The 12,749-nt window shown below is 69.7% G+C and carries 14 protein-coding genes; 6 read left to right on the top strand and 8 right to left on the bottom strand.

Annotation, left to right across the window (positions count from 1 at the left end):
* Nucleotides 1-240, bottom strand: a 240-nt coding sequence (locus ACIF80_RS36605; protein WP_399813130.1) for a transposase, incomplete at its 3' end; no start/stop codon positions are given.
* Nucleotides 241-428: 188 nt separating this feature from the next.
* On the opposite strand from ACIF80_RS36605, the gene ACIF80_RS36600 reads away from it, so the two are divergent.
* The gene (locus ACIF80_RS36600) at nt 429-962 is read left to right on the top strand and encodes an NUDIX hydrolase (RefSeq protein ID WP_399813128.1); all 534 of its coding nucleotides are present in this window, start codon (nt 429-431) and stop codon (nt 960-962) included.
* Here ACIF80_RS36600 and ACIF80_RS36595 read toward each other — a convergent pair.
* The gene (locus ACIF80_RS36595) at nt 940-2,280 is read right to left on the bottom strand and encodes a hypothetical protein (protein WP_399813125.1); all 1,341 of its coding nucleotides are present in this window, start codon (nt 2,278-2,280) and stop codon (nt 940-942) included. The genes ACIF80_RS36600 and ACIF80_RS36595 overlap by 23 nt on opposite strands.
* A gap of 125 nt (nt 2,281-2,405) precedes the next feature.
* Between ACIF80_RS36595 and ACIF80_RS36590 the strand changes: the two genes are divergently transcribed.
* The 3 genes from ACIF80_RS36590 (at nt 2,406) to ACIF80_RS36580 (ending at nt 4,233) form a co-directional block, all read left to right on the top strand.
* A complete protein-coding gene (locus ACIF80_RS36590) occupies nt 2,406-2,636 on the top strand; it encodes a hypothetical protein (protein WP_399813123.1) in 231 nt (76 codons plus the stop codon).
* Between the two features lie 247 nt (nt 2,637-2,883).
* Complete coding sequence (locus tag ACIF80_RS36585) at nt 2,884-3,327, top strand: glycine-rich domain-containing protein (RefSeq protein ID WP_399813120.1); 444 nt, start codon at nt 2,884-2,886, stop codon at nt 3,325-3,327.
* A 69-nt stretch (nt 3,328-3,396) separates the two neighbouring features.
* Nucleotides 3,397-4,233 (top strand): protein kinase, encoded by an 837-nt coding sequence (locus ACIF80_RS36580; RefSeq protein WP_399813116.1) that lies wholly within the window; start codon nt 3,397-3,399, stop codon nt 4,231-4,233.
* A 661-nt stretch (nt 4,234-4,894) separates the two neighbouring features.
* Here the strand turns inward: ACIF80_RS36580 and ACIF80_RS36575 are convergent.
* The 5 genes from ACIF80_RS36575 to ACIF80_RS36555 all read right to left on the bottom strand — a co-directional run bounded on the left by ACIF80_RS36575 (nt 4,895) and on the right by ACIF80_RS36555 (nt 8,761).
* On the bottom strand, nt 4,895-5,260 hold the full coding sequence (locus tag ACIF80_RS36575) for a hypothetical protein (RefSeq protein WP_399813113.1): 366 nt from the start codon (nt 5,258-5,260) through the stop codon (nt 4,895-4,897).
* Between the two features lies 1 nt (nt 5,261).
* The gene (locus ACIF80_RS36570; RefSeq protein WP_399813111.1) at nt 5,262-5,747 is read right to left on the bottom strand and encodes a TetR/AcrR family transcriptional regulator; all 486 of its coding nucleotides are present in this window, start codon (nt 5,745-5,747) and stop codon (nt 5,262-5,264) included.
* Between the two features lie 131 nt (nt 5,748-5,878).
* Nucleotides 5,879-6,274 (bottom strand): hypothetical protein, encoded by a 396-nt coding sequence (locus tag ACIF80_RS36565; RefSeq protein ID WP_399813109.1) that lies wholly within the window; start codon nt 6,272-6,274, stop codon nt 5,879-5,881.
* Between the two features lie 280 nt (nt 6,275-6,554).
* Nucleotides 6,555-7,769, bottom strand: a complete 1,215-nt coding sequence (locus tag ACIF80_RS36560; protein ID WP_399813106.1) for a cation:proton antiporter — start codon at nt 7,767-7,769, stop codon at nt 6,555-6,557.
* 701 nt (nt 7,770-8,470) lie between these two features.
* Nucleotides 8,471-8,761: a DUF3040 domain-containing protein gene (locus ACIF80_RS36555; protein ID WP_399813104.1), complete on the bottom strand. Its 291-nt coding sequence runs from the start codon at nt 8,759-8,761 to the stop codon at nt 8,471-8,473.
* Nucleotides 8,762-9,505: 744 nt separating this feature from the next.
* Here ACIF80_RS36555 and ACIF80_RS36550 point away from each other — a divergent pair.
* Both ACIF80_RS36550 and ACIF80_RS36545 read left to right on the top strand, forming a co-directional pair.
* On the top strand, nt 9,506-10,510 hold the full coding sequence (locus ACIF80_RS36550) for a HAMP domain-containing sensor histidine kinase (RefSeq protein WP_399813102.1): 1,005 nt from the start codon (nt 9,506-9,508) through the stop codon (nt 10,508-10,510).
* Nucleotides 10,507-11,205: a response regulator transcription factor gene (locus ACIF80_RS36545; RefSeq protein WP_055597862.1), complete on the top strand. Its 699-nt coding sequence runs from the start codon at nt 10,507-10,509 to the stop codon at nt 11,203-11,205. The genes ACIF80_RS36550 and ACIF80_RS36545 overlap by 4 nt, the downstream gene beginning before the upstream one ends.
* Before the next feature lie 115 nt (nt 11,206-11,320).
* Here ACIF80_RS36545 and ACIF80_RS36540 read toward each other — a convergent pair whose 3' ends face one another.
* The gene (locus tag ACIF80_RS36540; protein WP_399813098.1) at nt 11,321-12,646 is read right to left on the bottom strand and encodes a cation:proton antiporter; all 1,326 of its coding nucleotides are present in this window, start codon (nt 12,644-12,646) and stop codon (nt 11,321-11,323) included.
* Nucleotides 12,647-12,749 lie beyond the last annotated feature (103 nt).

Genomic DNA, 12,749 nt, shown 5'->3' with positions numbered 1-12,749 from the left:
GGCCTTGGTCCACTCGGCAAACCGGCGGTGGGCCGTGGCCCCGGAGGGCCCGAACGACGCGGCAGGCAGCTGCTGCCACGTGCACCCGGAGGTCGCCACGAACACGATCGCGGCCAGCACCTCACGGTCACCGTGCCGGCGCCGGCCGCCGCCCTGGGGCCGCGAAGGCGCCTCCGGCACCACACGCTGGAACAGTTCCCACAACTCATCCGGCACCAGCCGCTCAACGATCCCTGCCACGGCCGACAGCCTACCGAGCCAAATGAGATGTCCTCTAAGACGTTGTCTTGGCCCTCCTGACCATGCAAGCTGGCAGCGGGCTCCCTCCCACCCGGGGACTCTCGTCAATCTGACGCGAAATGCTAGAACTTCCACTTCTCTTTCGGTCGGTCTGAGATCCTGGAGACCGAGCGAGAGGGGCCGCAGGTATGGAGTGGAAGACCCACGGTGAGCGACAGATCTACACCAACAACTGGGTGAATCTGTGTCTGGTCGACGTCCAGCAGCCCGACGGGCGCAGGTGGGAGTACCACGTCGTCCGCCTCCGGCACTTGGCCGTGGCCGCTGTGGTCAACGACCGCCAAGAGGTCCTGATGATGTGGCGGCACCGCTTCATCACCGAGTCGTGGGCCTGGGAACTGCCCATGGGCCTGGTGGAAGTCGGCGAGACGCCGGAAGAGGCAGCGGCACGCGAGGTGTTGGAGGAGACGGGCTATCGCCCCGGCGCCATCAAGCCGCTGGTCTACGCCGAGCCGGCCAACGGGATCACCGACTCGCAGCACCACGTCTTCCGCGTCGACGGCGCTACGTATGCCGGGCCGCCCACGGAGAAGAACGAGTCCGACCGCATCGAGTGGATCCCCCTCGCAGAGGTGCGCGGGATGATAGACCGCCGGGAGATCGTGAGCAGTGGATCGCTCGTCGGCCTGCTGTATCTGCTCATGGATGAGGCGATCCGCTGACCGGTGGGAGGAGTGCCCGTAGCCGCGCTTCGAACGCAAGGGCTACGGGCTCCTGCCTGCTCGGGGCCAACTGGTCGTAAAACTCCCTGAGATGCCCTGTCACTCGCTCCGAGGACACCGTGGAAGCGGACTCCAGGGCTTCCGTGGCCGTATGGCACGCCTGGTCGAGCTTGCCCTGGTCCAGCTGTGTCCTCGCCAACCAGAACGAGTGGAACGCACGGCCGCGCTGGTTGGTGCGGTCCTCTCTGCGCAGCGCATCTTCGATCAACGGTTCGGCGGTCGCGGCCTCGCCCAGCCGTCCGTGAGCAATGCCTGTGTCAACCAGGAGCTTGGGCTCGTCGAAGTAGGCGACCCAGGACGGGTCGGCGTCGCTCGCTCTGACCTGTTCGAAGTGACGGTGCGCTTCACCGATCGCCCGGTGAGTGGAGTCCCGGGTGCCGAGGGTGGCGTGAGCGAAGGCTTCACGCATGGAGAGCATGGCCAGGACGCGTGGCGTCGTGCCGAGAGAAGAGCAGGCCTGGTCCTGCGCGGCGGTCACCAGGGCAAGGGAGTCTGCCGGCTTGTCCTGGTAGGTGGCTTGCAGGCTCATGCAGGCGAGGACGTTGGCCATGAACTGGCGGTCATCGATCTCCTTCGCCAGTTGCAGAGCCTCCGTGAAGTACGTGCGGGCCTGGTTGTACTGGCGGGCGTCGAAGTGGGTCCAGCCGGTGAGGCGTGCCAGCTCCGCGGCGACTCCGTACAGGCCGTTCTGGATCGCCGGCGCTCGGCTCTCCTTCAAGAGGCCGACGACGTAGCGCAACTGGCCGACGATGGCCGGCCGCAGTGCCTCGCCTCCGTGTTGGTTGTCTCGCTTCCAGTAGTCCTCGATCGACGCGCGGAAGGCTTCGAGCGTGGCTGTGCTGAGGCTGGTCCGGGTGGCCAGGGCCAAGATGCTGTCCACATCCGGACTCGGCAGGGATTCCGGCGTCTGCTGCTCCGGGTCCGGTTGTTGCGGTGCTTCGCGCTCGGTGGCGACGAGAGCCTGGGGCGTTTCCCACGGACGTCGGGCCAGCCCGAGCATGTGTCCCGGGATGCGTAAGCCGTCCGCGATGCGCTCGATGACGTCCATGTGCAGCAGCTGGCGGCGGCCCGCGATCACTTCTCCGACTCGGTTGGGCGTCAGCTCGCAGCGCCTGGCGATCATCGACGGGTAGATGCCCGCTCTCGTCTTCATCAGCCGGAAAATCGTCGCGAAGTCCCGCATTCGACACGCATTGATCATCTCGGGATCGATGAGCAGCCTGGCAGGCAGTTCCTGCGGCCGGTCGGCGTCGGGCATCGGGCAAGCTCCCCCACTGCGAGGGCTACGCAACGTCGCTGGTTCTTTACTTGCCGCGATGTTACCCAAGTTGGGTAATCAGCTTGACCTTTTGGCCGTGGTCCCTGAATCGCGATGCTCCTTGCATGGCGAGCAACCAGCAGACCAGACCAGGCATCGGTGAACTGGCGAAGGACAGTGCCAGGGGACGTCTCGGCGTCGTCATGGGTGAGGTCGGCGGCCGTGTGCAGATAAGGCCGGCCAACGGCGGCACGGAGTGGGATGCCATGCCGGACAACGTGGTGGTGCCGAGTGCGCGAGAAGAGCTGAGCGCACGCCTGGCCATCAGGAACGGCAACAGCCGGGACGGTCTGTGATGCGCGCCATCGGGCGGTACGCGGGAGTCCTGTTCATCGTCATGGTCAGCGGGTCGTGCGGCCTGGTGATCGGTATGGCTTTCAGCATCCGCCAGTAGACCGGCCGCCCCGGACGGGTGCCAATTCCCAGGCTCCCCGACCCGTCCGGGGCGGTCTTCCAAGCCCGCTCCTGGTCGTCATCAGGCAGGACGCAGCGGCCAAAGCGGGTGACAAGTGCCTCACACCGTCTCATACGAGGAGATTGAGCATGACGGCAACGGCGAACGATCAGAGGACCGGTCGCGCGGTGGCTGGTGAGGAGCTGTTCGAGAGCCTCACCCACTTCGTGGTCGCCCACAACGGGCAGTCGTCCGAGAGGGCCCAGCGGATCGCGGATCAGGCAGTCGCATTCCTGGTCACGGCGGCCACCGCCACCGTCCCCATGGTCCCCTCGGACGACGTGGACCTCGGCCTGCACGCGCTCATCCTGCACACGAAGGAGTACGCCGACCTCTGCGAGCAGCACGCGGGCCGCTTCCTGCACCACAACCCGAAACCGGGCGGAGGTGCCCGCGACCCGGAGAAGGTAGCTGCTTCGGCTCGCGCCATGAAGGGCGCCGGGTTCATGGTCTTCGACGACCTCTGGACCGTAAACGGTGAGAACCTCGCGCAGTGCGACTCCGACTGCGGCCGACCGTACGGCCAGGCGTAGCACACGACAACAGCGACGCGGCCGGCCTGTGCTCGTGGCCGGCCGCGCTCGCCAGGAAGGAGAGACTCCTTGTCCGGCCCGATCCCTGAACTGCCGATCGTGGTGCTCGACGCACTCATGCCCACGGCGCAGCACCTGGTCATCAACCGCCGGGGCTCCACGGTGTGGGAGGTGGAGAGTCACCGAGGACGGTACGCCGTGAAGCTCGGCTACCCGATCGAGGCGACGCCCGACTGGACTGCCCAGCCTTGGAAAGCTCTTGCACCCGCACGCGAGGGTGCCGTTCTGTATCGCCTCGGCTTCGACGATGTCGCGTATGGCGAGTGGGAACGCGGAACGTGGAACATTCAGCCGTGGCACGAAGGGCCGGACCTGTACCGCTTGTGGGAGTCGTGCCGTGAGCGGGACTCGTCCTTTGAACCGCACACCGGCGTGGCGCTGGGCTGCGTCGAAGCGCTGACGGAACTTCATACGAAGGGCTGGGCGCACGGTGATGTGCAGCCCGCTCACTTCATCGTCGGGCCGGACCGCACTCATCTGATCGACCTCGCCCTGGCCCGGGGCGGACGCATCCCCGAGGGGTACGACTTTCCGTTCCGCGGCTGCCTCGTCCACTACGAGGCTCCGGAGATCGCACGCAGCGTGCTCGCCACTGGAGAAGCCGAGCCGACACAGGCAGCCGACATCTACGCCCTCGGCGCCTCCCTGCTCATCGCCGCCACAGGCTGGCGGGCGGTCGAGTACCCCGATGACGCCCCGCGCCGTGTGCAGAGAGAGGCGGTGGCGAGCGGTCGGCGACGGCGCGTGAAAGTCCCCGGTGGGCTGGGCGAACTGATCGACGCGATGCTCAACCATGCCCCCGGAGATCGCCCTACGATTGACGAGTTGCGCGAGGCACTGTGCTGACACTGGGTCACCACGAAACTCAGGAAGCTGCCGTCGAATGTCTGTCGTCAGCCATTTGGAAGTTCAGGCACATGGCAGCCACAGACCCTGCGGCCGCTGCCTACGCCTCTGCTTCGGATCCGGCCTTTTCTCCCGCTCGGTGACGAGCGAGCCAAGTCCCACCTCAGCTCGGATGAATCCCTCCGCCTTGAGGTGGGTGTCCGTGACAAGTTGATTGGGGATCTGTCACAAACAGTTGCCTACGGCGACGCAGCCTGGGGCCTCCTCCAGAAAGCCCGGTCCTTCTGGGCCAGCTCTCCGTTTCAGGAGTGAGCAGCCCATCTGCACTGGTCAAGTCAGCTGCATGCGTGAGCGCCGCGTGAGCGGACCGCGCAGCACAGGCCATCCTGGAGCGGACCGATCAGCACCTACTGCCCGCTCTGACCAGGCGGTTCCGGACGCCGGAGCAGCGTCCGGAACCACCCGTCACGCCCTGGCCAGGACTTTTAATCCATTGGTTGTGGGTTCGAGTCCCACAGGGCCTACCGAAGCAGGGGAGGGGGGGACCCTCCGACCTGCAGTGCAGCGCCCCGACCGGTTACGTGGTCGGGGCGCTGTGCTGTTCGGGGGCTTGTGGGGGCGCGCCGGGCGGGCGGCCGGTGCCCTGCCGCGTGCAGGTGGTTCAGCCGCGGGTGATGGCCTGTTCGATGAGCTGGACGGTGGCCCGGGGGTCGTCGACTTCGAGGATGAGCCGGTCGTAGTGCTCGGCGTCGGCGAGCTGGATGACGACCGCCTTCTCCGGGTTCTTCACGCCCCAGAACAGGCGTTCACCGTCGCGGCGGAAGCGGCCTGCGGTGATCAGTCCGGGGAAGTGCGTGCCGCCGACCTTGACGCCCTTGGGTTCCCGGGCGATGCCGCGGTCGTGCGTGGCACCGCGTACGTGGGCGAGGGGGATCTCCAGGCGGCTGCTGAAGGTCCACATTTTGTCGAGACCCTGGAACTCGGCGGTCAGCAGGCCTCGTTCACGGTCGATGGAGATCAGGGCCATGTCAGTGCTCCTTGGAGGGGGTCGGCCGGGCTCGCAGCCGCAGGCGGGTGCCGAGGACGGTGGAGGCGAGTTGAGGGGCATCGTCGCCGTGAGAGGGGCGCAACGCGTCCTCCAGCGCCGTGATCCCTTCCGCGACCAGTGCGGCCACGTCCGGGTCGTGGGGTGCGCGTTCGGCGGCGGAGAGGAGCAGGAGCCCGGCCGCCGGACCGTTGTCGTACGACGCGATGGCCGCGGCCAGGGCCTGCCCGGGGTCGGTGAGAGTGGCGAGGGCCGCGGCGGCCGGGTGGATCTCGTGATCGAGGTGCGTGCGGAGAGCGGTCAGATGCAGGCTCCGTTTGGAACCGAAGACCTTGTAGAGGCTGCCCCGGTGGATGCCGGTGGCGGTGACCAGGTCGTCGACCGAAGTGCCCTCGTAGCCGTGGGTGGCGAAGAGGACGGCTGCGGTACGGACGGCCTGATCGGTGTCGAAGGCGCGTGGTCGTCCCATGTCCATGACCGTACGGGATTAAAGAACGATCGGTCAAGAACGACCGTTCTTTAATGAGTGGGTGGACGGAAGAGGGAGGTCGGGCGGGTGGTGGATGAGGGGCCGGGTGGTCGGCGGCCTTCCCTCCCGGGTTACGTCGTGAGGCGGCGGTAGGCCGCGCGGGCGTGGGCCAGGCGGGCGGCGGTCGTGCCGGCGACGGTGGCCGTGAGCAGGCAGCCGAGCCAGAGCGTGTCCCTGGAGCCGGTCCAGGTGAGGGTGCCGGCGGGCGGTATGGCGAAGCCGTTGAGGAACAGCCAGCACAGGACCGTCGTGCCGGGGGCCGCGGTGAACCGCGCGCACACACCGAGGGCGGCGGCGAGCAGGGACAGGGCCGCCAGGGTGAACCCGGGGCGGTCCGGGCCCACGACCGTGTTGAGCAGGACCACCACCGTCAGCGCGCCGCCGAAGGCGCCGGCCCACACCAGCGGGGTGGCGACGGGCTGCGGCACCGGCCTCGGACCGGTGCCGAGGGCGACCCACTCGACCATGCTGACGCTCCCCTTCCGGCGCTCCCCGGTGCCGGCCCGGCAGGCGGGACGGCTGGCCGCCGGCGCGCCCGGCCCCGGCGAGCGAGGAATGAGTACTGAGACGATTTTCGCATCGCTGGGACCATCGGGTCGGGCGTCGGCCACCGATGGCCGGATCACGGTGGCCGGGCCGTGGCAGCAGGTACGTGATGGCCGGGCCGCGGCAGCAGGTACGTGACGGCCGGGTCGCAGCGGCAGGGGCGTGACGGCCGGGTGGCCCGCCCCTTCGTCGTGTCGGCGGTCAGCCGCCCGCGTGGACCGGTTCCGACTGGTCGACCGGGGTGGTGTTCTGCGGCTTGTCCGGTGAGCGGCGGGTGAGGCGGCTTGCCAGCGGTTCGGTCCAGCGGGCGGTGAGGGGGCCGAGGACGACCAGGATCAGGACGTACGCCGTGGCCAGCGGACCGATCCGGGGTTCCGTGCCGACGGCGAGACCGGCGATGACGATCGAGAACTCGCCGCGCGCCACCAGCGTGCCGCCGGTACGCCAGCGGCCCTTGGACGGGATGCCCGCCCGACGGGCGGCCCACCAGCCGGTGGCGATCTTCGTCAGCATGGTGACGACCGCCAGGGCGAGTGCCGGGAGCAGTACCGGCGGGATGTCCGCCGGGTCGGTGTGCAGTCCGAAGAAGACGAAGAACACCGCCGCGAACAGGTCCCGCAGCGGGGACAGCAGGCCGTGGGCCCCCTCGGCGACCTCCTCGGACAGGGCGATGCCGACCAGGAACGCGCCCACCGCGGCCGACACCTGGAGGTGCTGGGCGACGCCCGCGACCAGCAGGGTCAGCCCCAGCACCACCAGCAGCAGCATCTCGGCGTTGTCGGAGGAGACCGCGCGGCTGACGATGCGTCCGTGGCGCAGGGCGATGTAGAGGACGGCGCCGACGGTGCCCAGGGAGATCAGCAGGGTGACGCTGCCGCCCGCGAGGCTGACACCGGCCAGCAGGGCGGTGAGGATCGGCAGGTAGACGGCCATGGCGAGGTCTTCCATGACCAGGACGCACAGGACGACCGGTGTCTCGCGGTTGCCCGTGCGCCCGAGGTCTCCGAGCACCTTGGCGATGACCCCGGAGGAGGAGATCCAGGTGACTCCGGCGAGGGCGACGGCGGCGACCGGCCCCCAGCCCAGGAGCAGCGCGGCGATGGCGCCGGGAGCGGCGTTGAGGACGAAGTCGACGGCACCCGAGGGGTACTGGGTCTTGAGGGTGGTGACGAGGCTCGACGCGCTGTACTCCATCCCCAGCATCAGCAGCAGGAGGACGACACCGATCTCGGCGCCGGTGGCGACGAACTCCTCGCTGGCCTGCAGGGGCAGGATGCCGCCGTGGCCGAAGGCGAGTCCCGCAAGGAGGTAGAGAGGTATGGGAGAGAAGCCCACCCGTCCGGCAAGACGGCCCAACAGCCCGAGGGCGAGGATGATCGCTCCGAGTTCGATGAGCATGGCGGCGGTGTTGTGCACGGGCGTCTGACCTCCGTGGATCGATGCGGTGTCGGCGTCTGTGCCTGGTGAGCGGGTGCCGGAACGGCGGGTGCGGTACCTGGTGAAGGCTTCCGGGGCCGGGGCCGGGGCCGGGCGCCGAGGTGGTGGGGTGCCAGGGTGTTGAGGTGTGGGGGCGAATCACCGAGATGATCCGGGTATGTCCCCTGTGGGGTGAGGGGGAAGTACCCGCCGAGGTCCCGGGGACCGGCGGGTGAGCGGGCCGAGGGGCCGAAGGGGACGAGTGCGGCACGGGCTGCGGTCGGGGTGGGCCGGCGGCGCTCGCGGCTGGTGAAGGGCGCGTCAGCGCCGGGGGCGGCTGCTCGGGCGGCAGACGGCGCCGCCGGTATCAGGGACGCCGTCGCGGGCGGCGTTGTCGATACGTACGGGGATCACTCGACGCATGTCATGCCCCCGTTCTTCTCATCGGTTCAACCGGTCGGCGACGCTCGGCAATCGGTACGCGGCACCCAGGACGCGGCGCACTCGGTGCACCGCGCTCAGTGCCCAGTACTCAACGCGCAGAGTTCAACGCTCGATGAAAGAGCGGAACGCTGCTCAACGGAGCGTAAGCGCTTGGTAAAGATTTTAGCGCACCCCAAACCGGGGTGCGCTGGGAAGAAGGTCGCACGGCATGGCAAAGCGACGTGCGGGAATGTGGAACGAGTCGGCGGTCTGCGCCCTCAGCGGGGCGAGTGCCGCTCCCGGCCGCCCGGCCGCGGCGGGTACGGGTCGAACAGCTGTACACCGATTCCGCTGAGCACCAGACCTGTCGCGATGAGCAGCCCGTCGGGCATGATCAGGCCGGTGGTCAGCAGGACGAGGCCGATCCCCAGCACCCACCAGGCGCGCGCGTGCCGGTACTCGCGGGGCCGGGTGGGCCGTCCGCTGGACATCGAGCGGGCGAAGTGCGGATCCTCCTGCTCGATTCGGGCCGCGAGATCGACGAGGCGCTTGTCGTCGGACTGGGGCACGTCTCCTCCTTCCCGAACGGTGGCAGCACGGTGAGACGGCCGGCCGCCACCTCCGAAGCAACGCCTCCGGGCGTCGGTACCGTGGCAACCGACGCCGGGGCGGAAAAATGAAACGCCGGCCCTCAAGAAACTCGACACTCCACCATCGGGCCGACTCTGGGAGTTTGCCCGTGCGCCGAGGTCATCACCCGCCCGGTACGGAGTGATTCGACGGGGACGGGCCCGCGTCCACTTCAAGGATCGTCCGCCCGGGGGTCCCGCGACCATCGGGGGCAGCCCTCATCTTCGTGGGGGGCCAGGCTGTACACGGACCGGCCGGGCGCCGCACACCCACGGGAAAAATGGGGACTGTCACGGATGGCGCCCCGTCGGACCAGCGCTCACGCTGGGTCATGACGGCCCGCGCCCGCGCCCCCGGTAGCGCGGGCCATCAAAAGCTCCGCGGCACGGGAGCCTACGACAGCGGGGCCGCTCCGGGCCGCATCCCTGCCGAGCAGCCCCCGTAGGGGTGCTGTCCGCCAGGCGGCCTCAGGGACAAGGCCCAGGGGCCGGGCTCAGGGATCGGACTCAGGGATCGGACCCGGGAGGCAGGACCAGGGGCAGAGGGCCGGGTCACGGCGGTATCAGGGAGAGACCAGGGTGGCAGCAGGGCAGCACCACGGCGGTGCCGGGGCATAAGCACAGCAGGACGGCCGTACGACGGACGGACGGCTCCGGAGAAGCACGGTGAGGAGGTGGTACTGGGTGCCACTGTTCTGGCGGATCTTTTTGCTGAACGCCGTCGTGCTGATCACGGCCACCGTCCTGCTGCTCGGGCCGGTCACCGTCTCCACTCCGGTCCTGCTCACCGAGGCCCTCGTGCTCACCGTGGGACTGGCCGCCATGCTCGGTGCCAACGCCCTGCTGCTGCGCGTCGGCCTCGCCCCGCTGCAGCGGGTCACCCGCGCCATGTCCACCACCGACCTGCTCCGCCCCGGCCAGCGCCCCGAGGTCACCGGGCGCGGGGAGATCGCCGAGCTGATCAGCACGTACAACACGATGCTCGACCGGCTCGAGGACGAACGCGCCACGAGCAGCGCCCGCGCCCTGTCCGCGCAGGAGGACGAACGCCGCCGGATCGCCCAGGAACTGCACGACGAGGTCGGCCAGAGCCTCACCGCCGTCCTGCTCCAGCTCAAGCGGGTCGCCGACCACGCCCCGCCGGAGCTGCGGGAGGAACTGAGCCTGGTGCAGGAGACCACCCGGGGCAGCCTGGACGAGATCCGGCGCATCGCCCGCCGGCTGCGCCCCGGCGTTCTGGACGAACTCGGACTGGCCAGCGCCCTCAAGGCACTCACCGCCGAGTTCGGCGGCCCCGGCCTGACGGTCCAGCACCGCCTCGACCCCGACCTGCCCGACCTGGGCCCGGAGGCCGAACTGGTCCTCTACCGGGTGGCCCAGGAGGGACTCACCAACATCGCCCGGCACGCGAACGCCCGCCGCGCGGAGGTCTCCCTGCGCCGCACCCCCTCCGGAGTGGAGCTGCGCGTCCAGGACGACGGCCAGGGCATCGGCACCGCGTCCGAGGGCGCCGGCATCCTCGGGATGCGCGAGCGGGCCCTGCTCGTCGGCGCCGACCTCGATGTGGGCCCGGCCGCCGACGGCGGGACCCGAGTACGCCTCGCCGTCCCCGTTCCCGTGCGGGGCCCCGCGCCCGTGCGGACCCCGCCGCCCGTGACCACCGTCCCCGACCGGAAACACCGATCATGACCGAGCCCGGCCCCACCAGCACCCCCACCGGCACCGAGAGCGGCGGCGCCCTCACGCGCATCCTCCTCGCCGACGACCACGCGCTGGTCCGCCGGGGAGTACGCCTCATCCTCGACGGCGAACCGGACCTGACCGTCGTCGCCGAGGCCGACAACGGCGCCGAAGCCCTCGAACAGGCCCGTATCCACGAACCCGACCTGGCGATCCTCGACATCGCCATGCCCCGCCTGACCGGCCTCCAGGCGGCCCGTGAGCTCTCGCGCACCCTGCCGCAGACGCGGATCCTCATCCTGACCATGTACGACAACGAGCAGTTCTTCTTCGAGGCGCTGGGCGCCGGCGCCTCCGGGTACGTGCTCAAGTCCGTCGCCGACCGCGACCTGGTGGAGGCCTGCCGGGCCACCATGCGAGGCGAACCGTTCCTCTACCCGGGCGCCGTCAACGCCCTCATCCGCAACTACCTCGAACTCGCCCGGGACGGCCGGAACCTGCCCGCGAAGGCCATCACCGACCGGGAGGAGGAGATCCTCAAGCTGGTCGCCGAGGGGAACACCTCGCAGCAGATCGCCGACCTCCTCGTCATCAGCCCCAAGACCGTGGAGCGCCACCGTGCGAACCTGCTGGCCAAGCTCGACCTGAAGGACCGGCTGGAACTCACCCGGTACGCCATCCGGGTGGGGCTGATCGAACCCTGACGGGCCTCACCGGAGCCTGATCAAGCATCAGCTTCCGTTCGGCCGGCGAGCGTTACCCGTGCCGGCGTTCTCCGTGCGGGCGTTCTCCGTGCGGCCGACGTCCGCTCCTGTGCGGCTAGCGCTCGGCTTCGGCGGGCTCCCGGTCGGGCACGGGCTCGGCGTCCAGGTTTCCGTCGGGCCCCGCGTCCAGGTCCGGGGGGAGTCCCGTGCCCGGTGGGGGCCCGGTGTCCGGGTCGGTTCCGGTGTCCCGGGACGAGCCGCGGTCGGGCAGCCGGGCCTGGACGGCGCGCAGGGCGCGCGCGAGCAGATGGGACTGCTTGGCGAGCACCGGACCGAGCACGGCGAGGACGAGGACGTACCCGGCGATGAACGGCGTGAGCCGGTCGTCGAGCCCCGCGCCGGTGGCCATGGCGGCCAGGATCAGCGCGAACTCGCCGCGGGAGACGAGCGTGGTGGCGATGTCGGCCGCGATGTCGACGCCGTACCGGTACAGCCGGGCCACCAGGAGGCCCGCGGTCAGGTTCATCGCGAGGGTGAGCGCCACCGCGACGGCCACCGGACCGGCGACGGAGGCGATGTCCCCCGGGTCGATGGCCAGCCCGAAGGCGAAGAAGAAGATCGCCGCGAAGGCGTCCCGCAGGGGGTGCACCAGAGTGCGGATCCGGGGCGCGGCGGGGGTACCGGCCACGATCAGACCGACCATGAACGCACCGATGGCGTCGACGACCCCGAGCACCTCGGAGACGCCCGCGACGAAGATCGCGGTTCCGAGGAAGGTGACGACCAGCAGCTCGTTGTCGCGTACGGCCATGATCCGGCCGAACAGCCGGGTTCCGTAGCGGGCGGCGACGGCGAGCACCATCAGGAAGCCGAACGCCTTGGACGCCTGGAGCGCCATGTCCCCGAGTCCCTGGGCGCCGCTGAGGACGGGCTGCAGCGCGGCGAGGTACAGCGCGAGGAAGATGTCCTCGACGACGGTGACACCGAGGATGAGGCGGGTCTCCGGCCGGCTGATGTGGCCCAGCTCGATGAGGATCTTCGTGACGATCGCGGAGGACGAGATGCCGAGCACCCCGGCGAGCACCAGGGCCTCCCGCGCTCCCCAGCCGAGGGCGAACCCGAATCCCAGCCCCGCGCCGACGTTGAGCGCCAGGTAGATGCCACCGGCGCTGAGGAGCTGTTTGCCGCCCCGTCTCAGGTCGTCGAGGTGGAACTCCAGGCCGAGGTAGAAGAGCAGCAGGACGAGACCGAGCGCCGACAGCATCGAGAAGTCGTGCGCGTCCTCGACCAGGACCAGGCCGGGCGTGTGCGGGCCGAGCAGTATGCCGGCGAGCATGAACAGCGGGATCGTCGGCAGCCCGATCCGGCTGCCGAGACGGGCCAGGAACGCCGCGGCGAGGAACGCGCCGCCCATGGCGAGCAGGGTGTCGGCATGTCCCACGGGTCACCACCTTCCACAGCACGGGGACGGAGGGGAAAATGACCGACTGACCCGAGTGGGGAACGCTCCTTCGTGTCGGCGGGGGTTCTCCGCCATACGGGGC

The organism is Streptomyces sp. NPDC085927, from assembly GCF_044540975.1.
In the GTDB taxonomy this organism is placed as follows: domain Bacteria; phylum Actinomycetota; class Actinomycetes; order Streptomycetales; family Streptomycetaceae; genus Streptomyces; species Streptomyces hirsutus.
The sequence above is the reverse complement of the archived record's forward strand: the minus strand, read 5'-3'. Positions and strand labels throughout refer to the sequence as shown.